Source organism: Streptococcus sp. HMSC072G04, from assembly GCF_001813295.1.
Taxonomy (GTDB): domain Bacteria; phylum Bacillota; class Bacilli; order Lactobacillales; family Streptococcaceae; genus Streptococcus.
In genome coordinates, this window is the sequence record NZ_KV812046.1 from 64892 (window position 1) to 91487 (window position 26596).

Sequence of the window (26596 nt, forward strand, 5' to 3'; positions counted from 1 at the left end):
TCATGGAACTTCGTAGAAGTTCGCTGACGTCCATACTCACTTAAGGAAAGTTTCTAAGAGAACTTTGTCTTTAATCTGAAACAGGCCCTCTAGGAGAGCCTGCATTTTATAGTTACGCTGTTTTTTCTACGTTCAAAATTTTCACTTGGTAGCTTCCAGCTGGTGTCTCAACAGTGACAACGTCACCTGTCTTCTTACCAATCAAAGCGTGACCGATTGGGCTTTCGTTAGAGATCTTTCCTGCAAAGGCATCTGCCCCTGCTGAACCAACGATGCTGTATACTTCTTCATCTGTTTCGCCAACTTCTTGAACTGTAACGGTTTTTCCGATCGCAACTTCGTCTACTGCAACAGCATCACTATCGACGATTTCCGCATAACGGATTTTTGTTTCCAAGCTAGAGATTTGACCTTCCACAAAAGCTTGTTCATCTTTTGCTGCTTCGTACTCAGAGTTTTCTGAGAGGTCACCATACGAACGAGCGATCTTAATCCGTTCCACCACTTCAGGTCGACGGACCAATTTCAATTCTTCTAATTCTTGTTCCAATTTTTCTTTTTCTGCTAGGGTCATTGGGTATGTTTTTTCTGCCATTATTCTTCTCTTTCTATTATTTGAATGAAAAAGCTGTGGACGCGCCACATGCTTTTTCTAGTTTGAACTTGCTTGTGTCAATTTACTATTGACGTGTTCTTCAACATTTTTATTGTGTTCTTCATATGTCTTAGCGAAGAAAACTTCACCATTTTCGACATTTGCGACAAAATACAAGTAATCGGTCTTACTTGGGTTCACCGCCGCTTCGATCGCTGATACTCCAGGGTTATCCACTGGGCCAGGCATCAAGCCAGTATTCTTATAAATATTATAAGGGGAATCCAGCTCTGTATCGATCGTTGCATCTTCTTTTAAGGTCGTTTTTTGACCAAGTTTACCTTCTGCATAAAGAATTGCAATATTACTTTGCAAAGGCATGTCTTGGTTCAAGCGGTTATAGAAGACACTCGCGATATCTTTGCGGTCCTGATCCGTCGCCCCTTCTTTTTCAACCAAGGAAGCAAGAGTCAATACTTCGTTTACATTGATGTTCTTGCTCTCAAGCGTTTCATAGTATGGGGTTAAGTTTTGATCCATTGCCGCAAGCATCTGATCGATCATCTCTTTCACTGTGGTATCTTTCCCATAGTTATAAGTAGCTGGGAAGAGATAACCTTCTAAACGGTAGCGAACACCAGAATCCTTAGTTGGTAGGTTAGCTAAGAGCTTAGGATATTTGGCCACCATCTTCTCAATAAAGGCATCGTCTTGGACAGCCTTCAAGAAATCTTCTTTCTTGAATGGAGTCTTGCCTGCCTTCTTAGTGGAGACATCGGCGGTGATAGCCGTCGCAATCTGATCAATCGTATAGCCTTCTGGAATCGTGACCTTTCCAAGAACTGGAGCCTGAGGAGTTTTGGTTCCCTCTTCCTGCAGTTTTTGGATGATGGTTTCTAGATCCATGCTCTTTTGAAGGTTGAAATAACCGGATTTGAAATTGCTATAGTTCTTGAACTTGGTATAGTAGTTAAAGAACTGACCATTTTTCACGAGTCCTTTTTTCTCAAGGATCGCGCCAATCTCACGATTACTTGAACCTGCTGGAATCTCAACCGTTACGAATTCTGTTGCATTTTTATCCATCGGCTTGACAGCTGAATGGATATAGGTCACAGCAAAGATCCCTGTAGCCACGATCACAATCAACAAAAGGCTGACCACTGTCCGCACAATTCGTTTAGCGATTTTATTTTGTTTCTTTTGTTTTTGTTGGCGCTGGTTACGAGAAGAGCGCGATAAGCTTTCCTCCACCGGTTCCTGACTTGGTTCTTTTTTAGCAGGCTTTGTAAGCTCACTCTTTTCTTCCACAGCAGGAGTCGCCTTTACCGGCTCCACTGGTTCTTCTTTGGGAGCCGACGCAGATTCTTCTACTTTTGGAGGTGGTGTTGCTTCTTCCTCCTCTTTCAGTGAAGAAGGGGTTTCAATGCTTCGATCAGGTAGATCATTCTCTTTTTCGATCTTTAGAAGTTGCTCATTGGCCTCTTCTAAGTCTCTGAGGATCTGCTCTTTGAAGCTTAATAACTTCTCACTGTCTTGTGATTTATCAGTCAAATAATTGACCTCCCTCATCATAATCCTTAATATTATATCTTAAAAGATTTAGAAAAGCAATACAAATCACCCTTCTTCTTCAAAATACCTATTTAATCAAGGTTTTCGTTTTCCCAGACCAGATTGTACCAAACTTCACCCGCATATTGGGATTCTGAAAGACCTTCATTAGTAAATCCTTGCTTTTCGTAATAAGGAATCAAATAATCATGACAGGTCAAATTGATCCCTTGACGGCCCTCCTTAATCGCAATCTCTTTCATGGCTTCAAGCAAGAGGGTTCCCACTCCAAGTCCTTGGGCTTCTTTGGCAATGGATAGACTCGTAATGGAAATAAAACCCTGTCCTAGATGGCTTAGATCTTCAACCTCCGAAAAAGAGGAATCGATCAAATAGCGCTCCGTTCTAACAGGTCCTTCTAAGTAGCCTAAAATCTGACCTTGGCACTCTGCTACAAGAAAAGTCGTTTGAATCTTTTCAATGTGATCTTTTAAAATCTCACGCGCAATCGTTTCTTCTTCTGAGAAATTCTCAAGCTCAATGCGCTCGATGGCATCCAAATCCTTCAGCTTTGCCTGTCTAATGTGAATCTTTTCTTTCATCATTTATTCCTTCTATCGTTTCCAAACCATATGGACACCTCGATCAGACTCAGCTTCATCTCGAAATCCTTGCTGGGCAAAATAAGATAGTAAGTCTTCTGGGCAATCGATCCAAATGGCTTTATTTTCCTTTTGAACAGCTATATCCTTTAAAGCAGCGATCAAAATAGAACCATAGCCTTGACCTTGAAAGGCTGGTCTCACTGCTAATCGCAATACGATTAGGTTTCCTTTTAAAGGCTGGTCTTCAGTCGCTAATAAATAAGCCACAATATCCCCCGCCTGCTCTGCAAGCAAAGAAATGGCTTCCTTCGAACCTAGCGCTTCCTCAAGAGTGGCTCTGTGCTCCTTTCCTTCATTGTCATGAAGTTCTTCTTCTAGCAACAGCAACTGTTCTTGATCAGCTGGGGTGACTGATCGAATTATCATCCTGCTTTCCTCATCTCATACTCCTTCAGTGGACAGATAAATTTGAGTCTGGAACCAATCGATTCCAGACTCAATCATCTCTTATTGTACACTATGTGTCAAACTAGATAATAAACGCTCAAATGAGTATTCATAGGTTTGAATATCTCCTGCTCCCATAAAGACATAGACCGCATTTTCATGGTCAAGAAGAGGAGAAACATTCTCAGCTGTAATAATCGCTGAACGTTTGACAATTTTTGCTTCCAAATCTTCAACTTTCACATCGCCGTGATCGACTTCCCGTGCAGAACCATAGATCTGTGCCAAGTAAACAGCATCTGCTTGATTCAAGGCTTCAGCAAATTCATCCAACAAGGCAATGGTCCGTGTAAAGGTATGTGGTTGGAAAATAGCCACAATCTCTTTACTTGGGTATTTTTGACGGGCCGCATCCAAAGTTGCAATAATTTCCGTTGGATGATGCGCAAAGTCATCGATGATCACTGTTCCATTGACTACTTTTTCAGTGAAGCGACGTTTCACGCCAGCAAAGGTCTTCAAATGCTCGCGGACTAAATCTAAGTCAAATCCTGCAATGTAAAGCAAGCCAATGACAGCTGTGGCATTCATGATGTTGTGACGACCAAATGTTGGGATATGGAATTGCCCTAAGTCTTGTCCACGGAAATGAACGTTGAAGGTTGAACCTGTCGTTGAGCGAAGCAAGTTGCTTGCCACGAAATCGTTGGTCTCCTTATCAAAACCATAGTAATAAATTGGTGCTGATGAGGTAATCCGACGCAATTCTTTGTCTTCTCCGTAGATGAAGAGGCCTTTGCTGATTTGTTTGGCATAATCGTTAAAGGCATTAAAGACATCTTCCAAGCTCGTGAAATAGTCTGGATGGTCGAAGTCAATATTGGTGATGATGCTGTATTCAGGATGGTAAGGCATAAAGTGGCGTTCATACTCATCTGATTCAAAGACAAAGTATTTGGCTGCTGCAGAGCCACGACCTGTCCCGTCACCAATCAAATAACTGGTATCAGTGATATTTGATAAGACATGCGAAAGCATCCCTGTTGTTGAGGTTTTTCCGTGTGCTCCGGCAACTCCCATGCTGACGAAGTCACGCATAAATTCACCAAGGAATTCATGGTAGCGTTTATAGGTTAGGCCATGTTCATCTGCATAAGCGATTTCCACATTGTTATCTGGACGGAAAGCATTCCCGGCAATGAGGATCCTGTCGCCTTCCAAATTTTTCACATCAAATGGATAAATTTGAATTCCTGCTTGTTCCAAGCCACGTTGCGTAAAGTAATACTTCTCAACATCTGACCCTTGAACCGTATGTCCCATTTGGTGAAGCATGAGGGCTAAAGCACTCATCCCTGCTCCTTTAATTCCAATAAAATGGTATGTATTAGACATGTTTTCTCCTTATTCTTGATCTAGATGGGTTAAATCCAATTCTTGCTTGATCGGCTGTGGTTTCAACTTGTGCTGATCTTTATTGTATATTTGGCTAGTCTTTAAGAAATCATAATTGTTTTTCTTTTCAGTCGGTTCTGCCACTTCTGGTTCTCCTGCAGATTCGAACTCTGCAAGGATCAATTGATCTTGTCGCAATCGTTTGCTATATTTCAATAATTCGCCTGGGTTTTCCTTTTGAAAGGGAGCTGTTGGCTGACCAGGTTTCCGTTCTGAAATAAACGGTTTTTTCCGCTTACTTGTAGTAGCTGCTGGATCCGTTGTCAGATAGGGTGCTGTGCGTTTCTTTTTCAGATCCTCACGCGCACGCTCTCTCGCATCCTCTGCATAACGATTGGCAGGGCTTTTTTTATCAATCGGCTCTTTAAAATCAGGTTTTCTTACTGGCCGTCTTTTCGGTAGGGGCTCTTCTAGTGGTTGATGGTAAGGGTGCTTAGGTTTGGTATTTTCAGCAATCGGTTGCCATTCCAAATAATTTTTATCCACATAGTCGCCTGTAATGTTACTAATCAAGTCTGTTTCATCATACAGGTTCATGTGGGGCATCTCTGTTAACATCAACTCATTATCCCCTACTTGAGGAAAATATTTTTCTGTCATGCTTTCTTCCTTTCGACACTCCATTAATTATAAACTATTCACAGAATTTTTCAAGCTATTCTGACTGAATTCCAAGAATCTCACGAATTTCCTCAACCGATAAACTAGATCGTGTTTCCGTTCCGTCTAAAATCGTTGAGACCAAGTGTCTTTTGGAAGCTTGTAGTTCTTGGATTTTTTCTTCGATCGTACCCCGAGTAATCATGCGGTAAACTTCAACATTTTGTTCCTGTCCCATTCGATGGGCACGTCCAATAGCCTGGTCTTCCACTGCAGGATTCCACCACAAATCAACTAAGATGACCGTATCGGCACCAGTGAGGTTCAATCCAACCCCTCCAGCCTTCAGAGAAATGAGAAAAGCATGGCGCTCACCTGCATTAAAAGCATTGGTCATTTCTTGTCGATCTTTAGCGGGAGTAGAACCTGTGATTTTAAAGGAGGTCATGCCAAGCTGGTCAATTTCCTGCTCTAGGATATCCAGCATGCCTCTAAATTGAGAGAAGATCAAAACCCGGTGTTCGCCATCCTTGATTTGACCCAAAAGATCTCGAAGGCTCTCCAATTTCCCACTATCTCCCTGATAGTCTTCCATAAAGAGGGCGGGGGTATCACAGATTTGGCGAAGGCGCATGAGACCCGAGAGAATTTCCACCTTACTCCGATTTAGTTCTTCCTCGCTAGAGCTTCGAACCCGATCTTGAATTTGTTTTAATTGAGCCAAATAGATCGTTTTTTGGCTTTCATCCAACTCATTGTGGTAGGTTGTTTCAATCAAGTCCGGCAATTCTTGGAGCACTTCATCTTTTTTCCGTCTCATGACAAAAGGTTTGACAAATCGCGCAATGGTCTCAGGACTCAATTTTTGAAATTCTTTTTTAGCTGGGAAGAGCCCTGGAAGGACAATTTGGAAAATGGACCAGAGTTCACCCACATGATTTTCAATCGGTGTCCCAGATAAGGCAAACACATGCGGAACCTCAAAGCCACGTAAGTGTTGGGCAATCTTGGTTTGGGCATTTTTCATGACCTGGGCTTCATCTAGAATCAAGTACTCATACTGATTCTTCTGGTATTCCTCCACATCTTGACGGAAAGAAGCGTAACTAGTGATAACCACCTGTGGATTGGTTGCAATGAGTTCATCTCGGTGCTGCTTGAGACCATAGACGACTGCCACTTCCATCTGAGGAGCGAATTTTGAAAATTCTTGTTTCCAATTGTAGATGAGACTAGATGGAGCTAGAATCAAGATTTTAGTTTCTTTTTTTGCAACACTGGTCAAGAAGGAAATAGTCTGCAGGGTTTTCCCAAGCCCCATATCATCCGCTAAAATACCACCAAAACCATAATGATTTAACATGGAGAACCATTTGACCCCTGTTTCTTGGTAATCCCTTAGGGTCGCTTGGATTGTCATCTGAGGGAGTTGGAAGTCTTCTGGATGAGTCAAATCATGAGCTAAATTTCGAAATTCTTCTGAAAAATGAACATTGTCTTGATCTGCCAACAAATCAGATAACTGATAAGCGGCAATCCGGCGGGCTTGTAGTTTCCCACCCTTGCTCATTTTCGCCCGCAGATCTGCTAAGGCTCGACTGATCTTCTTGGTTTCTTCATCAAAGACAAGAACTTTCCCTGTATGGCTGACAAAATAGTCTTTTTGCCCTACTAGAGCTTTGAGGACCTGGTCCACTTCGGCTGGATCCACACTTTCAAAGTCAAAACCGATCTCCAGTAGACTGCCATTGGTTTTAACATCAATTTTTGGACGCTCCACTTGATAAAGATCTAAAAGGCTATCAGAGAGGGTAACCTCTCCTAAGGCTTCAAAAGTCGGGATCTGTTGGTGAAAGAATGGATAGATTTGCTCACTTGATAAAGGACTTCTTTGGGAAGAAAAATCATCCGTAAAACCTGCTGCTAGCATGGTTGAAAAGACTTCTTGCTCCTTATCGAAATCACTAGAATAAGGAAGATTGAGAAGTTCCTCACGCGTGGTCACCACACGATCCTGGTATTGAAAGACCACATCTAGTAAAACGGTCTGGTCCTGTGCTAGATCAAAATGAAATTCTGGAGTGAAATCGTGGATTAAAAAGCTGGTTGGTGCTGTAATTTGTCCCAGTTTTTTGAACTCTTTTAAACTATAGGATAGTTTAGTCTGATCCGTTGGATCAAAATGCAGGCGTTTTTTGCGATCCTGATCCATTGGAAGATCTTGGATAGCCTTCCATAGGGTTCGCTGTTGGGGCGTCAGGTGATAGAAGACACCATTTCGAAACAGGTAAACAGCAGACTCGACAACCTTCACTTGTGGCTCAGTAATGATCAATTCGTAAAAATCACCATGGTCTTCCACCTGAAAATGAAAAAGATCTTCCTCCCCATGGACATCCTGAAAATAAACTTCAGAAAAATCATACAAGCTATATTGCAAGAGGAAGGAATCCAAATTCATCAATAATTCTACAGCTTCTTCAAAGAGAGTCGGTGGAAAATAAAGATGGCGTCCAGCATTGGGAAAGAAATCTTGCTCTTTCGAGCCACTATCTATGACCAAGCCTTGTAGGAAATTGATCACATCCTGACTAGGCCCATCAAATTCTAAGTAAGAAATAGGTTCATAGTAACTTTTGCCAATTGCAAAGTGGCCTTCTTTCTGAAGGGTCTGCAAAAAGGCTAGTACATCTCTGATCACATAAGAACGCTCGTCTGGCAAGCGACGAATGCGAAGGGTCCACAAGAATTGACCAGAGTATTCATCCTCCTGCCCGACTGCTGATAAGACATAGCGTGTTGCTTTCTTTTCGATTTTTGGAAGGACCTGGTCTAAAAACAAACTTCCAAAAGAGACCTTCTCCTGCGTTTCTTCAGTCGCCGTGGCGTCTTCTTCAAGGCTTGCAAGGGCTGCTTTCCCACTGTCATCATTCTTCAAAAAAGCTTCCACAGCTGCCAGATGCGTACAGAATTTTTTCTTTTGAAAGAAAGCACAGCTACAAAAAACAGCATCGTCGTCCAAACTGTACCGCAAGCTTTCTTCTTCCACCCGAAAATATAGGTATTTTTCTTTTACTTCCTGAAGGGAAACCTTCCCAGCTTCATAGAGAAGGCTCCCTTGTGAACGAACCTTCCCAGGAATTAATTTTGCCATGTTTACCACCTTAGATTAATCCCTTTATTATACCATATTTAAGCAAAAATTAGAAAAAATACTTATCATCTTGAAAGGATTTTAGCCCGTTTTTTCCTGATTTCGTAACACTCTCAGTTCAAACAGCTATCCCTAATATTTATCTGTTAACTGTTTGATCAAATAGCTAAACAAAGGGAATAGCAAAATCCCGATTGCTCATAGAGAAAAGAAAAAACACGATCTTATTTTTTAATAAAATCCCCAACAATAAGATCAAGAGCTCCAAGCTTACGATCGAACCGAGAAACAAGAGATACAGATAGATTTTAAATAATAAGTACACAAACCTAAAGCTCTCATGATCTTCATGAGTTTACTCTACTCATCCTTAAAAAAAGCATAAGGCATAAAGAATATCCGGACCATGATACTACGCATCTGACTATCCTCCACTTCATTTTACCAGCTTATTAAAAAAAGCAACGCTTATGCGCTACTTTTAGTTGTTTTCATAGTTGGAAGAATGAGCGTTTTATCATTTGAAATATCCTTCTCCACTTTGATCCATTTGTCTTGTATTCCCTACTTCCGTTTTCGCGCAATCAAATGGATTGGAGTTCCTTCAAAAACAAAGGCCTTGCGAATTTGGTTCTCCAAGAAACGGAGGTATGAGAAGTGCATCAGTTCTTCTTCATTAACAAAGACCACAAAAGTTGGCGGCTTGGTTGCCACTTGTGTCGCATAGAAGATCTTGAGACGTTTTCCTTTGTCGGTCGGCGTTGGATTAATGGCAATGGCATCCATAATCACATCGTTCAAGACAGCTGAAGGAATCCGTGTATTTTGACTCTCACTGATCTGTTTGATCATCTCTGGCAACTTGTGCAAGCGTTGTTTGGTTAAGGCAGAGACAAAAACAATCGGCGCATAAGAAAGGTATTGGAATTGATCGCGAATGTCATCTTCCCACTGCTTCATGGTATGGTTGTCTTTTTCAATGGTATCCCATTTGTTGACAACAATGATCATGCCTTTACCAGCTTCATGAGCAAAGCCAGCGATCCGCTTGTCATACTCCCGAATCCCTTCTTCGGCATTAATGACCATCAAAACCACATCTGAACGGTCGATGGCACGCATGGCACGCATGACAGAATATTTCTCAGTATTTTCATAGATTTTACCAGATTTGCGCATACCAGCTGTATCGATCATGGTAAATTCTTGGCCATCTGCATCGGTAAAATGGGTATCGATGGCATCCCGTGTGGTTCCAGCAACAGGGCTTGCGATGACCCGATCTTCTCCCAGGATCGCATTGATCAAGCTGGATTTTCCAACATTTGGACGACCAATCAAGCTAAATTTAATGATATCTGGATTTTCTTCTTCTGTGTCATTTGGAAGATTTTCGATGATGGCATCGAGCACATCCCCAGTTCCGATCCCGTGGACAGAGGATACCGGTAATGGCTCACCCAGTCCTAAGGCATAAAAGTCATAGATATCATTGCGCATCTCTGGGTTATCCACCTTGTTGACTGCAAGAATCACCGGTTTATGGGTCTTATACAAGATACGAGTGACATATTCATCCGCATCCGTGATCCCTTCTTTCCCAGAAACGACAAAGACGATCACATCTGCTTCGTCCATAGCAATTTCTGCCTGATGCTTGATTTGCTCCATAAATGGGGCATCTACGTCATCAATTCCCCCCGTATCAATGATACTAAATTTTCGATTCAACCACTCAGCTGTTGCATAAATGCGGTCACGAGTGACTCCTTCTACATCCTCAACGATGGAAATCCGCTCACCGGCAATCCGGTTAAAGAGTGTAGATTTTCCGACATTGGGACGGCCTACAATCGCAATAGTTGGTAGGGCCATGATTTCCTCTTTTCTAATGAAAGGCGAGACCTCGGTTCAAGAACGCCTCTCTCCATTTCATAATAGTTTGTGTTTTTCTAGTAGTTTTTTGGTCTCTTCTTGTTCAGGTTGACCAAATTGAGCTGCAAGACGCTCGCTCCAGCTGTCTGTTGCACGCGCTCCAGCATAATCTGCCTGAACCTTGTCATAGGCAGTCACAACTGATAGGTCTTGTTCTTGGTATTCTTCTTCAAAAGCAACCTGCTCCAATGGCAAGCGTGGTTTCACTGCATGTTGCTGGTTGGGTACTCCGAGAGCAATCCCAAAAACAGGATAGGTATAGTCTGGCAGACAGAAGAGTTCTGCGACTTCTTCTGAACAGTAGCGCAACATGCCGATAATCACTCCACCATAGCCGAGACTTTCAGCTGCTAATAGCGTGTTTTGAGCTGCTAGAGCCGCATCCACTGAGGTGATCAGTAAGTTGTCCACCCCTTCAGGATGGAAATCCTGCTCATGAAGTTTGACAGCTTTTCCAGCGCGGTTTAAATCCCCAACAAAGAGGAGAAAGACGGCTGATTGGCGAATCGCTTCTTGAGGAAGCAAGTCGTAAAGAGCTTCTTTCTTTTCCTTGCTTTTGACCACAATCACAGAATAAGACTGAAAGTTTTTCCAACTTGATGCCATCTGCCCAGCTGATAAAATTTCCTTGAGGTCAGCTTCTTTGATGGCTTCTTCCTTAAAACGGCGAACAGAAAAATGAGATTTCATTAAACGGATGGTTTCATTCATCGGCGATTGACTCCTTCCAGATGGATTTCCTTGGCTAAAAATTTCACGCGCTCCATGACACGTTTGGCCTGCCAGGTTTCATCTCCATTACGCGAAGCTGCAAAATGACGTTCCAACTCTTCAAAATTAAAGTTAGAAGTAAAGAAGGTTGGGAGATTTTCCTGCATTCGGTGCTGCAAAATCACCTGTAAGATTTCATCTCGCACCCAGGCTGACATCTGTTCCGCACCGATATCATCCAGAATTAAAATTTCGGCTTTTTTCACCTGATCGACGGTTTCTTTAACCAAGCCTGAACTAATGGCATTTTTGACATCGATCGCAAAGCTTGGGAAATGAAGTAGGGTAGTAGAGGCCTGGCGTTTTTCGGATAAATCATGAGCCAAAGCTGCCATCATGTAGCTCTTTCCTACTCCAAAATCACCATAGAGGTAGATCCCCTTTTGATATTCAGGATAGTTGGCCACAAAATTGGCTAATTCTTCAAAGGCCTCAAATCGCCCCTTATCATCGAGTTCTACCTTGGCTAGACTCGCTTCTTTCAAGGTTGAAGGAAGATTGATCAAGTTGAGACGTTGGTTGATCGCAGCTCGTTTTTGGGCTTCGATTAACTCTGGTGTTTCCTCATAAGCGACATCCGCATAGCCTTCATTCATGGTGAGGATGGGCTTATAACCTTTGGCAATATAATCTGGATCTCCCAATAAGAAACGGTTGCGTTCACTAATGTATTGATTAAATTTTGAAATACTCCGTCGAATTTCTTGTTCAGACAAAGACTGGTCCTTGATAAAGGCAGCAACTTCTTGGTCTGCCAAGATCTGTGCGACCAAATCCTCATAGTTAAATTGACGCGCACGGTTCATGTGAGACATAGTTTGACCTACACTTTCCATCTACTCACCTCCTTGATTCAGTTTTTCTAACAGGCGTTGTTTCTCTTTAGCAAGATCCACCTTTTCTGCTTGACTGGTTTGATTTTGATAGTTTGGTTGGCTCCACTTGGGAACATTGCTGTGCTTGCTCTTGGCTGATGTAGGACTCGTTCCCTTGTTTCCTTGAGCCTTAGCTTGTTCCTGGCGTTCTCGAACTTTTAAAATCGCCAGTTCTGCACTGTTGACCCCTTGATAAGAAAAATCATTTCCTACCTTCAAAGCATACTTTTCATTGAGATTAGCAGACTGGGTCTTATTAAAGGTCAACAATAAGATGATATTGATCACCTCATCTAATAAGCCTAGATCAGCTAACTTGGATAAAGTCTTGCGTTCGCTCTGCGTAATGGTCGCATTGCGCGCCTTCTTAATCTCTGCTAGAAATTGTAGGCTGGATTTTGCCTTAGCTTCCCTCAGAATGGTTTCTTCCTGACGGCTATAGGACATGCGTGGTTGCTCTTGGCTCGCCTGAGCCAACTTTTGCTTCATTCTCTTTGGAGAGACAATCCGGTCTACAGCCGTTTCTTTGGCTAAAAGATAGGTTTCATACCAGGTCCATTGTTGTTCTTCTGCGATGGCAAAGAGGGCTAAGGTTGCTTCTCCTTCATCCGCAAAACGAAGTCCATCACGCCCCATCATTCGCTTAAACATCTCCATATCAAACTGCTGTTTCTTACTTGGAAGAACGGTCGTCTCCCCAGCATCTAGTCCAAAGACTTGCGAGAAGGAAACTTGCCGTCTAGTCCCTAAAGAGCGTGCTGGGAGCAAATCCTCCACGGCCTTTTCCCCAATCTTTTTTTCAAGCAAGCGTTTAAAAACAGCATTCGAAAAAAATTGTTCTGAGGCAAGAGGAGCATGTAATTGGATGGCGATCCCAACTTCTTCCTCATAGAGATCCATCAACCCCATAGCAATTAAGCGATCAAAGGCTAGTAGCAACTGTGGAAATCCTATATTCAAGTGATTGAGGATTTGAGCAAGTAAATATTGTTTTTCACCCTGATCATAAGAGGCCAGCAGATAACGATAAACTGCTACCGTTTCCGTCTCCAAAATAGGCAGGTAATACTGCTCCAATGCAGCCCCTGCCGGTGGAAGAAGATTATTTTTTAAAAATGCGAAAGGCGTATTGGGCTTCATCTATTTTTCCTTTTTCTTCTTGGTTCCCTTCGTAATTTGTTTCAAGAGGGTTTCTAACTCACCGACATCCTTGAAACTCCGGTAAACACTAGCAAAACGGACATAGGTGATCTCATCTAGATCTGCTAACTCATCCATGACCAACGAACCAATATATTCACTGTTGATTTCATTATCACTTTGGCTGCGAACCTTTTGCTCGATCCGGTTTACAATTTCTTCGATTTCGTCACTAGAAACAGGCCGTTTTTGAGCTGAGCGGATAATACCATTAAAGATTTTATCACGAGAAAATTGCTCGCGTGTCCCATCCTTTTTGACGACCACTAGAGTCCGCTCTTCCACTCGTTCGTAGGTAGTAAAGCGATAATGGCACTCTTCGCATTCCCTGCGACGACGGATGGTATTCCCATCTTCAGCTTGTCGACTATCCACCACACTAGACTTACTTCCACCACATTTTGGACAACGCATTTGCTATCTCCTTAAACTGTTTTAACACTTCATTTTACCATAAATTGAATCGTAAAGAAAGCAGAAGAACAGGAGAATCCCCTATGCTTGCTCCTCATTGATCCATAAAAAAGAGTCGAAGGACGATTGAATAAAATCGTTTTCCTTTCGACTCTCCATTTATATTAAAGTGATAATTCAGCTTCTAAGCCATAGTGATCACTGACATGGGGTTTGTTTTGATCATCAAAAATGACATGTAGACGCTGGATGTCCCATTCTGGACTTGCAAAGACGTAATCGATTCGCAATGGAACTTGATTATCCGTCCAGCCATCGATTCCAGGTCCTACAGTATAAGTCCCCTTTGTTTCTTTGGCTTCGATAAAACTATCTTGAAGTTTTAGCGAACTGGATAGAATCGTTTCATACCCTTCTTGACCAGCAGGATTATTGAAATCACCAGCTAGAATAAAAGGTTTGCCTACTTGGCTGAAGTAGTTCTCAATGCGTGGCCACTCAAATTGGAAACCTTTGTCCCACCAAGAAAGATGGACGCTGGCAACAGCAATCTCTTTGCCATCTACACTTGTATGGGCAACGGCTACTCGACGAGTATGGTAGTCCGTTGGATCATCCATATTGGATACCAAAATCTCATCCGCCTTCAAGGGTTGACGCGAAAGAACGGCCACACCCTCATTGAGGTGATCATAGCCAATATGGTTGTAGGCCCAAGTCCAATAATAGTGGAGTCCATGAGCAGCTAACTCTTCTACCAATACGCGAACAAAGTGATCCTTGTGAATCGCTACAGATGATGGCAAAGCTTGATAATACTCATCTGTTTCTACTGCTTCTGAGCCCATTTCTTGATTGACCTCTTGGAAACAGATCACATCATATTGCGCTTCCAAAATTTGTTCCTTGAGGGTTTCAAATTTTTGCTGAGCATTCTCTTCCATCCAACTATGGGAATTTAATGTTAAAAATTTCATCCCCTGATTTCTCCTTCTCTCCAAATCAAGAAACGGCAAGAGGCCGGGTGCACTGCCCCAACCTCATTTTCTTTGCCGACGTATCTTATAATTCTACTGTTGCAACTGGCGCATTTGCAGCCAATTTACCAGTATGTTCGACCTTAACGGATTTAATCGCATCTGCATTTGTGAAGACAACAATTGTTGAAGTTTCACGACCAGCTGCACGGATTGCATCAAGGTCTGCTTCCACCAAGAGGTCTCCAGCAGCCACTGTTTGACCTTCAGAAACTTTAACCTCAAATGGTTTTCCTTCAAGACTAACAGTATCTAGACCGATGTGAACCAAGACTTCCAAACCATTATCTGTTACCAAACCAAGGGCATGTTTGGTTGGGAAGACACTAGTAACTTTACCAGCAACTGGTGAAACGATGTGGCCATTTTCAGGCTCAACTGCAAATCCGTCTCCCATCATTTTTTGTGAGAATACAGGATCTTTCACATCTTCGATGTTAATCACTTCACCATCTGCAACAGAATGCACTTCATCAGTTACCCCTTTAAAGGTTGCTTCAGCTTTTTGAACTGCTGTCATTTGGCTAGGAAGTGTTTCAGGAATGACTTCACCTGAATCAAGAACGTCTTGGATATCAGATTTCAATACGTCAGCTTTAGGTCCGTAGATCGCTTGGACACCTTGTCCTTTCATGACAAGACCCATAGCGCCTTCAGCTTTCCATTGTTCTTCTGTTCCGACTTTTTCAGCGTCCTTAACGGTTACACGAAGACGAGTCATACATGCGTCAACGTCTACGATATTGGCACGTCCACCAAGAAGGTTGATGATGTTAATGACTTGTGAGCTTGCTGAGCTTGTAGCAGCACCTGTTGCTGCACCATCTCCTGCAGGGGCATCATCATTTTGTTCATAGTTACCGTTACGTCCTGGAGTTGCATAATTGAATTTCTTAATCATGAAGTTAGCAATGAAGTACATGATAAAGGCAAAGAGAACTGTTACCCATACAAAGTTAAAGACATCTAGTGCCAAGCCAGCATTGATGGCCAATGGGGTACGGGTCAAGAATTCGATCGAACCGAATGAGTGAACACGAAGGTGAACCAAGTCAGCCATTGCAAAGGCCGCTCCTTGAACAAAGGCATAGATTAGGTATAAAGGTGTTGCAATGAACATGAACATGTATTCAATTGGTTCAGTAACACCTGTCAAGAATGTAGCAAGGGCAGTTGCAAAAAGCATCCCTTTGTATTTTTCTTTCTTATCTGGGTCCACATTGCGATAGATAGCAACTACAACCCCCATCAAGATACCAAATGATCCAATCATTTGACCAACTTTGAAACGAGCTGGTGTGTACGCATGAAGCAAGTGTTGGTATTGGCTAGGATCTGCTTTCTTCAAGTTAACAAGGTCTGTTACCCAAGCTAACCAAAGTGGATCTTGTCCAAATACAGTTGTTCCTTTGGCAGCACCTGTAAGAACTTGGTAGCTACCACCCAATTGAGTATAGTTGATTGGAATGGTCAACATGTGGTGAAGACCAAATGGCAAGAGAAGACGTTCCAAGGTACCAAACAAGAATGGTGCCAAAACTGGAGCTGTTGATTGTGAGTTGGCGATCCAGACACCGAAACCATTAATTCCTGATTGAACTACTGGCCACAAGGCTGCCAAAACCAAGGCTGTAATAGCTGAACGAACGATAACAACGAATGGGACAAAGCGCTTCCCGTTAAAGAAAGAAAGGGCTTCTGGAAGTTTACGGTAGTTATAGTATTTATTGAAGGCAGTTGCTCCAACAAAACCTGAGATAATCCCTACAAACACCCCCATATTAAGTGCCGGTGCTTCAAGGACACTAATGAAGTAGTCTGCAACTTTAATTGATCCACCTAAGATCGTGTGAACGGTAGCATCCTTATCAGCCAACATTGCAGATGTAACTCCAAAAACCGCACCTGTAATACGGTTAATCAAGATGAAAGAGAGACCAGCCGCAAAGGCACCCCCAGCACGCTCTTTGGCCCAGCTACCACCGATAGCGAGTGCAAACAGGATGTGAAGGTTACCGATAACCCCCCAACCGATTTGTTCGAGAATCCCACCTGTAATAACAAGTGGAGATAAATTCGGGTTGATCATAGGGATTGATTTCCCGATTGAAATCATCAACCCAGCAGCTGGCATGACAGCGATAACGACCATCAAGGCCTTACCGAACTTTTGCCAGAATTCAAAGCTAAATAAACTTTTGAATGATCCTTTATTCATCATTCAACCTCCTTATATTGTTTAAGGCTTTTGTTTTTAAGAAAACGTTTGCGCTTAATTTGTTTCTAGTATACCACATTTTAAAAATTTGTAAAGCCTTACATTCATTTTTTCTCCAAATTTTTTCTTTTTTTGTCTTTTTTAAGCCAAATCCTTTTTAAAACCCATCCTTTCCAAACGCAAACGTTTCCCTTTGGGTATAAAAATATTCGAACCCTCTAAGGGTTCGAATATTTTATTCTAATGCGTCTTGCATGGCATAGCCAATCCCACGAACGGTCTTAATATAGCTTTTTTGACCGGGTAGATCAATTTTCCCACGGAGATAACGGATATAAACGTCAACAATATTAGTCTCACCTGTACTCTCGTACTTCCAGACACTCTCCAATAACTGATCTCGTGTCACCACCCCTTTGCTTCCCATCAGAGTCGCTAAGAGATCATACTCCCTGCGGGTCAAACTAATCATGTCTTTCCCACGATAGACGGTATGGTGTTCCACATCAATGCGCAAATTGCGGTATGATGTTGGGATTTTCATCTGGCTACAATGTTGGTCAATATAATCACGTCCTCTAAAAATGGCTGTGATCTTATCTACCAAATCGCTGATAATAAAGGGTTTGACCATATAGGAAACGGCAAAGCGCTGAATACTCTCTTTGTGCTCAGCAATTTTTTCGCGGCTATCCAAAACAATCAAAACAGAAGCTGGGCGAATCCGACTGATTTCCTCTGCGAATGTTTCACCAGGCATATCTGACAAATCGTAATTAAACAAGATCAGATCATATTTGGTCGCAGCAATCAATGCCAGACCCGCTTTTCCATCCTCGACCACATCAACTTGATACCCTTCTTTTTGAAGTTCCAAATCAATGAAGCGCGCGATTTGCTTCTCATTTTCTACTAGTAGAACTCGTTTGACCATAGAGCAAGATTATTTTTCGTCGTACCAAGAATAGTGGAAGGTACCTTCTTTGTCTTTACGTTGGTATGTGTGAGCACCAAAGTAGTCACGTTGTGCTTGGATCAAGTTCGCTGGAAGGTCCGCTGAACGGTAGCTATCAAAGTAAGTGATGGCTGCTGAGAAGGTTGGTACAGGTACACCTGCTTGAACAGCAAGAGCTACAATGTCACGAACTGATTGTTGGTACTTAGCAGTGACATCCAAGAAGTACTCACCCAATAGAAGGTTAGCAAGATCTGCATCGCGGTTGTAAGCTTCTGTGATCTTTTGCAAGAAACGAGAACGGATGATACATCCATCGCGCCAGATAGATGCGATGTCCGCAAATGGCAAGTTCCAGTTGTTTTCTTTAGAAGCAACACGCAATTGCGCAAAACCTTGTGCGTAAGAGATGATTTTTGAGAAGTAAAGGGCTTGACGAATTTTTTCGATCAACTCAGCCTTGTCTCCTTCAAATTTGAATGCAGCTGGTTTTGGAAGAACCTTGCTAGCGTGTACACGTTCTTCTTTGTAGGCAGAGATGTAACGAGCAAATACTGACTCAGTGATGAGTGACAATGGCACACCAAGGTCAAGCGCTGATTGGCTAGTCCATTTACCAGTTCCTTTGTTTCCTGCAGCGTCCAAGATGTAGTCTACGATTGGTCCATCTTGACCTTCATCGTCTTTGCGTTTCAAGATATCAGCTGTGATTTCAATCAAGTAGCTGTCCAATTCACCCTTGTTCCATTCAGTGAAGATTTCAGCCATGTCTTCTGCAGAAAGGCCAAGCAAGTGTTGCATGAGGTCATAGCTTTCTGCGATCAATTGCATATCCCCGTACTCGATCCCGTTGTGGACCATTTTCACGTAGTGACCAGCTCCATCAGGACCGATGTAAGTCACACATGGTTTTCCATCTTCAGGCGCTTTTGCAGAGATTTCTTCAAGAACGTCAGCTACCAAGTCATATGCTTCTTTTTGTCCACCAGGCATGATAGAAGGACCTTCAAGGGCACCTTTTTCCCCACCAGATACACCAGTACCAATAAAGTTGATTCCTGAGTTCGCCAATTCTTCATTACGACGGATGGTATCTTTATAGAAAGTATTTCCTCCATCGATCAAGATATCACCTTTGTCCAAGTGTGGAAGAAGGGCTTGGATGGTTGCGTCTGTACCAGGTCCTGCTTGAACCATGAGCATGATACGACGTGGTTTTTCGATAGAGTTTACGAAGCTTTCGACATCATAGCTTGGCACAAAGTTTTTATCAGGATGGCAAGCAATCACATCTTCTGTTTTTTCTTTACTACGGTTAAAAATGGCAACTGTGTAGCCACGAGATTCGATATTAAGGGCAAGGTTACGACCCATTACGGCCATACCAACAACACCAAAGTTTGCTTTAGTCATGTGACACTCCTCTTTATAGTTTGCCTTTATTCTACCATTTTTCCTCCTCAAAAGAAAGCAGAAAATAGCTTCCCACCTTCTCTAAGAGGGAGAAGATCATGCAAGTTATTTGATCTTAAAAACAAAAATGCCCGAGAAACAGTTCTCAGACACTTTCTTAAGAATGGTATTAATCTTCTTTAGAAGCTAACTCCTCTGCTTCAATGACCGGTTGTTCTCCTTCTTTGAGTTTGTTGACCGTCATATTAACTCCAAGGGCTCCTGCTAATAATTGACGAATATCAAATCCAGCTCCTTGAGAGACTTGGTCGATACTTTGCATAATATCTCCCACCATCTTAGAAGCATTGCCTTCCCCGTACATGGTGATCTTATCAACCTTGGTTAATGGTTCTGCGACAGCACGCGCAATTTCAGGCAACTTGTCAACGACCATTTCAGTAATGGCTGCTTCTTGCATTTTCTTCATCGCTTCGGCCTTTTGGTCCAAACCTTTGGCTTCGGCTTCCAGTTTCAAGCGAATGGCTTCAGCCTCGGCACGACCTTTAGCCTCAATAGCTTCGGCCTCTTGCAATTGGGCAAATTTCTCAGCTTCGGCTTGAGCTTTTCGAGCTTCGGCTTCTTTTTGTGTTTCGAAGAGTTCTGCTTCCGCCTTGCGTTGGCGTTCAATCAATTCTGCTTCTGCAGCTTGTTGACGCGCATATTTTTCAGCTTCAGCTTGTTTGCGGATGTTGGCATCCAATTCTTGCTCACGAACCTTAACTTCGCGCTCTTTGACTTCCGCTTCTTTTTCCTGTTTCATGATATTGGCTTCGGCTGCCACGCGCTCTTGTTCACGACGTTGCACTTCTGCCTCAATCCCTTTAGCGGCATCTGCTTTTGCTTGGGCAATATCTGCTTCTTGCTTGAGGGCTGCTTGTTTGAGTTTTAATTCGTTTTGTTTTTGCGCGATTTCAAGATCGGCAGCGACGCGTTTGTCGTTGGCCAATTTATCTTGTTCTGCTTCGACTTCCTTGCGTTCGCGTTCTGCTTTGGCTTTGGCAATCAAGGCATCTTTCTTAATGGTTTCAACATTTTCAATCCCGAGGTTATCGATGACTCCCCCTTCATCAGAGAAGGATTGAACCGTAAAGGCGATGACTTCTAGACCCATTTTAGCCAAGTCTGGCGCTACGTTGTCTTGCACTTTTGAGGCAAACTCTTGACGGTCATTGACCATCTTACGGAGTTCCATCTGACCGATCACTTCCCGCAGGTTTCCTTCCAAGACATCTTGGACAGAATTGGAAATATCTGTCGTATTCCAGTTCAAGAAGTTTTCTGCAGCCCGGGCAATCATTTCATCGGTTGTACCGATTTTTAATTTAACAGCTGCATCGGCACGGACGTTAATGAAGTCCAGTGTTGGGACTGCTTCTGACGTCCGAACATCTGTCGAGAATTGCTCAATATCAAGATAAGAGCGTTGTTCGACAAAGGGAATCATAAAGCCAGCTTTCCCACGCAAGTGACGTTGCTTCCGAAGACCGGTAATAACCACGACTTCGTTGGGTTTAGCGTTCACATAACCTTTAACAAGCAAAATCAAAATAATAACTGCGACTATTAGGCCGGTAATCAACCAACCTGGAATAAATAAAGTATCCATACTTTTTCTCCTTTTTTAGAGGTCTCCCCTCTGTTATTTATTAATCCTAGTATATCAAAAGAAGGCCTTTCCTCAAAGAAAAGACCTGTATTTATGTCTAAATTTATCAAATGCAATCTCTAGCTTATTCTTCGTCAAACAAGCCATTTAGACCGGCGAAAGGACTGTTTTCTTCTTTCTTAATCGCTTGAGCGGCTTGGTATTCTTCTTCGGATAGGATTTTCCAATCATTGCCTTCGATAAAACCTTGTCCAGCCTCTTCTTCTGGAGTTAGAACCTTGAGAGGAATATTGAGCAGAATATTATCCGCTACACTCTCACTCAGGTCAATCTTCCCACCTTCGATTGGAAGGATCAAGTCTTCCTCTAGGGCCTCGATATCTGCGTCAGACTGTACATCCTCCGCAAACACCTCTGTTACAGGATAGCTCTCTTGAAGCTCAACAGGCTCCATGCTTCGGCTAGATGCCAAAACGATGGTATAGCTCAACTGGTAATCCAAGACATAGAGGCCTGTATCATAGGCTACTCGTCCTGTCGCCGTCACATTCTTTAAATCAAGAATTTCTGGATTACGCTTTTGCAATTCTTTGAGCAAATCCAACTCTTGATCAAAGGCTAGTCCTTCAGGATTTTTACGGATTTCTTGTGTAAATAGGTTCATTCTTTTGTCCTCAAATCTTCTAGATACTACTAGTATATCATGAAGCTGCCTCTCAACCAAGAAGTCTCCTCAAAAATTTGTTATAATCATGAAAAAAGATACAGTAACTAGGCCAATTGGTGTTGTACACAAGGTCCCACCATCTCTTGGACAAAAGAGGGTCACTTGCTAGGGCATTGAGCAATGTTAGATAGAGGAGAATTCATGAAAGATATCGGAGCAGTTTTTCGGCAAATACGTGAAAGTCGCCACATCTCTTTAGAGGAGGCTACGGGTGGCGAATTTTCACGCTCCATGCTATCTCGATTTGAAAGAGGGGAAAATGACCTGACCACGCAACGGTTTTTTCAGGCCCTTCAACAGATCAAAACCAGCCTCAGTGAGTTTTCCCATCTAGCTGGAATCGATCAGCACTCTTTTATTCCCAAATTGTTGAAAGAGCACTATGAAAACATGAGCTTGGAATACGACCAAGCCTTGTACCAAAGCTACCAGCTAGCCTATCAGAAACATCACAAAAAAGAAGACCTCTTAGCCAGCATTATTCTCAAAGCCCAAATGCTTGGCTTCTATCCTGAGGTGGAGCTCACCGCTAGCCAAGAGGAACTGGATTTCCTCCATGATTATCTCTTCTCTGTCACAATCTGGGGAAATTTTGAATTAAACCTGTTTTCTCTGACCTCTCCACTTTTCTCTAGTCGCCTCTATCGACAATACACAGAGGAGTTGGTCCAAAGGGAGGATTTCAAGCTTCTCCTAGATTCCTCTCGTCCTGCCATCAATTCTATTTTCCTTAATGGCTTCTTTCTCGCCATTAGTTCAAATGAATTTGAAGATGCATCTTTTTTTGACCACCTAATTAACGACCACTTTTACTCTGAGAACGAAGCCTACCTTCGGACGGTTTATCTCTACGCCAAAGGAGAATTTCTCTATCGAAAGGGAGAAAAAGAAATCGGTCTTGAAAAGATGGAACAGGCCATCCAGGTCCTATCCATTCTTGATTGCAAGGATAGTGTTAGCTACTACAAACAGAGCATGCAAGAACTCATCAAGGAATCCTGAAAAGAGAGTGGGACAGAAATCGGTAATTCGTTAGAATTCGATTTCGTCGTCCCACCTCCGCACAGTTGAGTAGGGCTGTAAAATCTGATGAAATCAGCGTAGTAGAGCCCACTCAACCACTGCGTCTTGCTCGACAATCCAAAAATAATTGAGAGGCTAGGACTTTTGTCCCAGCCTCTTTTTGTTGAAAATATGCAACATTAATTTTTTCTTGCTTTTTAGGTTTACAATAGGACTATCAAGTAAAGAAAGAAGGTTCTTCCCATGATGACCAAACTAAAAAACCACTTCCTCCGCTTTCTTCTCTCACATACCAGCGTCTATCTGAAGGATCAGGAACTAGCTCTCTCTGAAAAGGAGAAGTTGGATCTCTTCAAACAGATCGTTCGATCTATCAAACAAGTCCTAGCAACTGATCACGTGAAGGAGGAAGGCTTATGAAACTCTTAGCTCGTAATAAAATTTTTGCCTTACTCAGCCTTTCTCGCTTTTTGAATACCCTTGGTGCTGCCATCTACAATCTGGTCTTTGTGGTCTTTGCTGCCAGCATGCCTCAGCCTAGTCTGGCAGTTGGCATTGCCAATCTAATTGTATTTATTCCTAGCCTCTTTACCATTTTTGTTGGTATGAAGGCTGACCGCACGAAGAAAAAAGCTAACTGGTTGATCCGCATTGGCTATCTTCAAGCCATCCTCTTCATCCTTATTGCTCTCATGACCAAGATTCCGGGTTACCTAGCCTTTTCGATTGTTTGCTTTTTAAACATTGTTTCAGATTGTTTGAGTGATTATCGCGGAGGCTTGCAACTCCCCATCATGAAAAAGAACATCCTCGACGAGGATTTGATGGAGGCCTATTCCTTCAACCAACTGCTTAGCATGGTCTGTTCGATTTCTGGACAAGCTCTAGGAGTTTGGCTGTTAGCTATCAGCCATCAAAATTTTGCCCTGGTCGCTTCGATCAATGCCGTGACTTTTCTCCTGTCTTCCACTTGTCTCCTGATGAGAAAAAAGCAGCTGACACATGCTCCCGTCATTGAGCCCAAAAGTAAGAAATCTTTGGTACACGATTGCCAAGAGATGTACCAGAACGCAAAAAGTATTTTTGCAGATGAGGAGGTTCACCACTTTGGCAAGTTGCTCTTCTCATTGGTTCTCATCAATGCCCTAGGGGGATCCATCTCTGGTATCTACAATTTGCAACTGCTTCACTCCCCCTTCTTTCAGTTGAGTTTTAGCCAATCCCTCTTGATCTTAGAGGCTGTGACTATTTTAAGCATGGTCTGGGCTAGTTTTACACCCCATGACTATTTTTCCAAGCAATCGCTCCACCATATCCTCCTGTGGATCGCAGGTGGGCTGACCATGCTTGGGCTGACAAATATCCTGGTACACTGGGACATTCTTTCCCTTCTACTCATCACTTTCCTTAGTTATCTTGTAGCAAAAATCAACCCAAAAGTTTCCAGTCTTTTAATGAGCAAATTACCCGCTGAAAAATTAGCTTCTACCTCTAGCTTTTTGGGACTGATGGTCAGCTTTGCCATGCCACTCGGGACAGCTCTCTTTTCTAGTCTAGCTATCTGGAGCCTTCCCCTAGCTTGGGGGACCTTTGCCATCCTTGGTTTCACTACCCTCCTCTTAACAACCAAATAAAAAACCCACCGTTTGGTGGATTTTTTTACATTTTTCTTAGGCGAGCCACCCGCTCAGCAATGGGTGGGTGGGTATAAAAGAGTTTTTGCAAACCGGATTCTTTTTTTGGATCGTTGATAAAAAGAGCACTGCTCGCATCATCGACATGTCGTTGCATGGGTTCGCTATTGTCTAGTTTTAACAAAGCATTGATCATCCCTTGAGGATTCCGCGTCAATTCAACACTTGAAGCGTCTGCTAGGAACTCCCGTTGACGAGAAATGGCTAACTGTACCAGGGTCGCTGCTAATGGCGCTAAAACGATGGCAAGCAAGGAAAGGATCAACATAACAATCTCCAAACCACCGCTACCTTCTCGATCATCGTCCCGGCTACGGCCACCGCCCCACCACATCATCCGGCCACCAATGCTAGAAAGCATGGTGATGGCACTAGCAAGGGCAACTGCAATCGTAGAGATGCGAATATCGTAATTTCGAATGTGGCTGACTTCGTGTCCGATAACTCCCTCCAATTCCTCACGGTTCATCACAGCTAGAAGACCTGTCGTTGCTGCAACAGCAGCATTTTGAGGATTAGACCCTGTCGCAAATGCATTCATCGAAGGATCATCCACAATATAGACCCGAGGCATGGGGATCTGAGCTACCATAGCCATATCTTGTACAATATGGTAGAGCTGAGGGGCTTGCTCTTCCGTCACTTCACGCGCCCCATTCATCCGCATGACAACTTCGGTGGATTGGAAAATCATGCTAAAGGCATAGATACCACCAATAATCAAAGCTAGGATGACGCCACCAAGGGAGGAGCCTAACCAGAGGTAACCAACGGCTGCTCCGATAAGAGCTAAGAGTATGAAAAAAGCAATAAGGAGAATCCAGGTTCTCCTTTTATTGCTTGCAATTTGGTCAAAGAGCATATTAGTCTCCTAATCCGCTAAAGTCCACCTTTGGTACTGCTTTTTCTTCTTCAGGCACTTGAAGGAATTCAGCTTGTCTGAAGCCGAACATTCCAGCAATTACGTTTGTTGGGAAAGTTTCCAACTTGACATTGTAATTGCTTGTGACACTATTGTACAATTGACGAGCATAAGAAATTTTGTTTTCTGTGTTAGTCAATTCTTCTTGCAATTGCATGAAGTTGGTGTTGGCTTTCAAGTCTGGGTAATTTTCAGCCACCGCAAAGATGCCTGCTACTTGGCGTGAAAGAGCATCACTGGCTGCCATTGCTTCTGCAGGTGAAGAAGCTTGCGCTACTTGTTGGCGAAGTTGAGTCACTTTTGCTAGTGTATCTCCTTCGTACTTGGCATAGCCTTTAACGGTTTCGATCAAGTTTGGAATCAAGTCATTCCGACGTTTCAATTGCACATCAATTTGACTCCATGCTTCACGAGTTTGCATGCGGCTTTTCACCAAACCGTTGTAAACTCCTACTACAATCAACACAAGGACCACAATGATCCCAAGAATAATCCAAATCATTTTATTGAATTCCTTTCATTTCTTTCTACCAGTATATCAAATTTCCCTTATTTTGTGGTAAAATAAAAGCATGAAACCAGAAGAATTTTATGTCCGTTTAGCCAATCTCGGCTTCCCATTAACTGATCGCCAAAAAGAGCAATACGAACGCTATTTTGAGCTCCTCGTTGAATGGAATGAAAAGATTAATCTCACTGCCATCACCGAAAAAGACGAAGTCTATCTCAAGCATTTTTATGACTCTATCGCACCCATTTTACAAGGTTTGATCGAAAATCAACCCATCCGTCTCTTGGATATCGGAGCTGGTGCTGGCTTTCCCAGCCTACCAATGAAGATCCTATTCCCTGAGCTGGATGTCACCATCATTGATTCCCTCAATAAGCGGATCAATTTTCTCCACTTACTGGCTGAAGAGTTAGGTTTGAGCGAAGTTCATTTCTACCATGGACGTGCAGAAGACTTTGCGCAAGACAAGGCTTTTCGTGCCCAATTTGATATTGTAACTGCCCGCGCCGTTGCCCGCATGCAAGTCCTCTCTGAACTGACCATCCCTTATCTGAAAGTAGGAGGACGGCTTCTTGCTCTCAAGGCCAGCAATGCTCCAGAAGAGTTGGAAGAAGCCAAAAATGCCCTCAATCTGCTCTTTAGCAAGGTTGAAGACAATCTACAATATGAATTGCCAAATGGGGATCCACGCTATATCACTCTTGTCGAAAAGAAAAAAGAAACCCCCAATAAATATCCAAGAAAAGCAGGTATGCCCAATAAGCGGCCATTGTAGTAAGATACAAAGGGCCAAGCGGATAACGTCAAATAAAAGGCTGGGACAAAAGTCCTAGCCTCTCAATT

The 26596-nt window shown here is 42.8% G+C and carries 24 protein-coding genes; 4 read left to right on the forward strand and 20 right to left on the reverse strand.

The annotated features are described in order from the left end of the window. Nucleotides 1-112: 112 nt before the first annotated feature. From greA to HMPREF2904_RS10375, 18 genes are all read right to left on the reverse strand, one after another. Nucleotides 113-595: a transcription elongation factor GreA gene (greA, locus tag HMPREF2904_RS10290; RefSeq protein ID WP_003005389.1), complete on the reverse strand. Its 483-nt coding sequence runs from the start codon at nucleotides 593-595 to the stop codon at nucleotides 113-115. A gap of 57 nt (nucleotides 596-652) precedes the next feature. Next, nucleotides 653-2170, reverse strand: a complete 1518-nt coding sequence (mltG, locus tag HMPREF2904_RS10295; RefSeq protein WP_176744629.1) for an endolytic transglycosylase MltG — start codon at nucleotides 2168-2170, stop codon at nucleotides 653-655. 71 nt (nucleotides 2171-2241) lie between these two features. Further along, entirely contained in the window at nucleotides 2242-2751 is a 510-nt protein-coding gene (locus tag HMPREF2904_RS10300) for a GNAT family N-acetyltransferase (protein WP_176744630.1), read from the reverse strand. Nucleotides 2752-2763: 12 nt separating this feature from the next. Then, nucleotides 2764-3180 (reverse strand): GNAT family N-acetyltransferase, encoded by a 417-nt coding sequence (locus tag HMPREF2904_RS10305; protein WP_070662567.1) that lies wholly within the window; start codon nucleotides 3178-3180, stop codon nucleotides 2764-2766. An 81-nt stretch (nucleotides 3181-3261) separates the two neighbouring features. After that, nucleotides 3262-4596 carry a UDP-N-acetylmuramate--L-alanine ligase gene (gene murC, locus HMPREF2904_RS10310; RefSeq protein ID WP_070662570.1) on the reverse strand — a complete coding sequence of 445 codons (1335 nt, stop codon included), beginning with the start codon at nucleotides 4594-4596 and terminating at the stop codon, nucleotides 3262-3264. Between the two features lie 9 nt (nucleotides 4597-4605). Beyond that, nucleotides 4606-5256 carry a divisome accessory protein ZapJ gene (locus HMPREF2904_RS10315; protein WP_070662573.1) on the reverse strand — a complete coding sequence of 217 codons (651 nt, stop codon included), beginning with the start codon at nucleotides 5254-5256 and terminating at the stop codon, nucleotides 4606-4608. Between the two features lie 55 nt (nucleotides 5257-5311). Then, the gene (locus tag HMPREF2904_RS10320) at nucleotides 5312-8410 is read right to left on the reverse strand and encodes a pilus expression-regulating Snf2 family helicase (RefSeq protein ID WP_070662577.1); all 3099 of its coding nucleotides are present in this window, start codon (nucleotides 8408-8410) and stop codon (nucleotides 5312-5314) included. Nucleotides 8411-8974: 564 nt separating this feature from the next. Then, entirely contained in the window at nucleotides 8975-10285 is a 1311-nt protein-coding gene (gene der / locus HMPREF2904_RS10325; protein WP_031575509.1) for a ribosome biogenesis GTPase Der, read from the reverse strand. A gap of 57 nt (nucleotides 10286-10342) precedes the next feature. After that, nucleotides 10343-11056: a nitroreductase family protein gene (locus tag HMPREF2904_RS10330; RefSeq protein ID WP_070662580.1), complete on the reverse strand. Its 714-nt coding sequence runs from the start codon at nucleotides 11054-11056 to the stop codon at nucleotides 10343-10345. Then, entirely contained in the window at nucleotides 11053-11952 is a 900-nt protein-coding gene (dnaI, locus tag HMPREF2904_RS10335; protein ID WP_003008404.1) for a primosomal protein DnaI, read from the reverse strand. The genes HMPREF2904_RS10330 and dnaI overlap by 4 nt, the downstream gene beginning before the upstream one ends. Beyond that, the gene (locus HMPREF2904_RS10340) at nucleotides 11953-13131 is read right to left on the reverse strand and encodes a replication initiation and membrane attachment family protein (RefSeq protein ID WP_070662584.1); all 1179 of its coding nucleotides are present in this window, start codon (nucleotides 13129-13131) and stop codon (nucleotides 11953-11955) included. It lies immediately after the preceding gene. Continuing rightward, complete coding sequence (nrdR, locus tag HMPREF2904_RS10345) at nucleotides 13132-13605, reverse strand: transcriptional regulator NrdR (protein ID WP_003005476.1); 474 nt, start codon at nucleotides 13603-13605, stop codon at nucleotides 13132-13134. 164 nt (nucleotides 13606-13769) lie between these two features. Continuing rightward, nucleotides 13770-14582, reverse strand: a complete 813-nt coding sequence (locus tag HMPREF2904_RS10350; RefSeq protein ID WP_070662588.1) for an endonuclease/exonuclease/phosphatase family protein — start codon at nucleotides 14580-14582, stop codon at nucleotides 13770-13772. Between the two features lie 85 nt (nucleotides 14583-14667). After that, complete coding sequence (locus tag HMPREF2904_RS10355) at nucleotides 14668-16860, reverse strand: PTS transporter subunit IIBC (protein ID WP_070662591.1); 2193 nt, start codon at nucleotides 16858-16860, stop codon at nucleotides 14668-14670. 235 nt (nucleotides 16861-17095) lie between these two features. Further along, nucleotides 17096-17794: a response regulator transcription factor gene (locus HMPREF2904_RS10360; protein WP_070662594.1), complete on the reverse strand. Its 699-nt coding sequence runs from the start codon at nucleotides 17792-17794 to the stop codon at nucleotides 17096-17098. A 9-nt stretch (nucleotides 17795-17803) separates the two neighbouring features. Further along, the gene (gene gndA / locus HMPREF2904_RS10365) at nucleotides 17804-19228 is read right to left on the reverse strand and encodes an NADP-dependent phosphogluconate dehydrogenase (protein ID WP_070662597.1); all 1425 of its coding nucleotides are present in this window, start codon (nucleotides 19226-19228) and stop codon (nucleotides 17804-17806) included. Between the two features lie 169 nt (nucleotides 19229-19397). Next, nucleotides 19398-20876 carry a flotillin family protein gene (locus HMPREF2904_RS10370; protein ID WP_003005145.1) on the reverse strand — a complete coding sequence of 493 codons (1479 nt, stop codon included), beginning with the start codon at nucleotides 20874-20876 and terminating at the stop codon, nucleotides 19398-19400. A gap of 124 nt (nucleotides 20877-21000) precedes the next feature. Beyond that, nucleotides 21001-21540 (reverse strand): YceD family protein, encoded by a 540-nt coding sequence (locus tag HMPREF2904_RS10375; protein WP_003005275.1) that lies wholly within the window; start codon nucleotides 21538-21540, stop codon nucleotides 21001-21003. Nucleotides 21541-21744: 204 nt separating this feature from the next. On the opposite strand from HMPREF2904_RS10375, the gene HMPREF2904_RS10380 reads away from it, so the two are divergent. The 3 genes from HMPREF2904_RS10380 to HMPREF2904_RS10385 all read left to right on the forward strand — a co-directional run bounded on the left by HMPREF2904_RS10380 (nucleotide 21745) and on the right by HMPREF2904_RS10385 (nucleotide 24260). Continuing rightward, complete coding sequence (locus HMPREF2904_RS10380) at nucleotides 21745-22605, forward strand: helix-turn-helix domain-containing protein (RefSeq protein WP_070662601.1); 861 nt, start codon at nucleotides 21745-21747, stop codon at nucleotides 22603-22605. Nucleotides 22606-22869: 264 nt separating this feature from the next. Further along, nucleotides 22870-23046: a hypothetical protein gene (locus HMPREF2904_RS11795; RefSeq protein WP_164978897.1), complete on the forward strand. Its 177-nt coding sequence runs from the start codon at nucleotides 22870-22872 to the stop codon at nucleotides 23044-23046. Continuing rightward, nucleotides 23043-24260, forward strand: a complete 1218-nt coding sequence (locus HMPREF2904_RS10385) for an MFS transporter (RefSeq protein WP_070662604.1) — start codon at nucleotides 23043-23045, stop codon at nucleotides 24258-24260. Before HMPREF2904_RS11795 ends, HMPREF2904_RS10385 begins: the two co-directional genes overlap by 4 nt. 25 nt (nucleotides 24261-24285) lie before the next feature. Here the strand turns inward: HMPREF2904_RS10385 and htpX are convergent, their stop codons facing one another. Continuing rightward, nucleotides 24286-25182, reverse strand: coding sequence for a zinc metalloprotease HtpX (gene htpX, locus HMPREF2904_RS10390; RefSeq protein ID WP_003017370.1), 897 nt, complete (start codon nucleotides 25180-25182; stop codon nucleotides 24286-24288). 1 nt (nucleotide 25183) lies between these two features. Continuing rightward, the gene (locus HMPREF2904_RS10395) at nucleotides 25184-25744 is read right to left on the reverse strand and encodes a LemA family protein (protein WP_023918932.1); all 561 of its coding nucleotides are present in this window, start codon (nucleotides 25742-25744) and stop codon (nucleotides 25184-25186) included. A gap of 70 nt (nucleotides 25745-25814) precedes the next feature. Between HMPREF2904_RS10395 and rsmG the strand changes: the two genes are divergently transcribed. Beyond that, nucleotides 25815-26528: a 16S rRNA (guanine(527)-N(7))-methyltransferase RsmG gene (rsmG, locus tag HMPREF2904_RS10400; RefSeq protein ID WP_070662607.1), complete on the forward strand. Its 714-nt coding sequence runs from the start codon at nucleotides 25815-25817 to the stop codon at nucleotides 26526-26528. The last annotated feature ends 68 nt before the right edge of the window (nucleotides 26529-26596 follow it).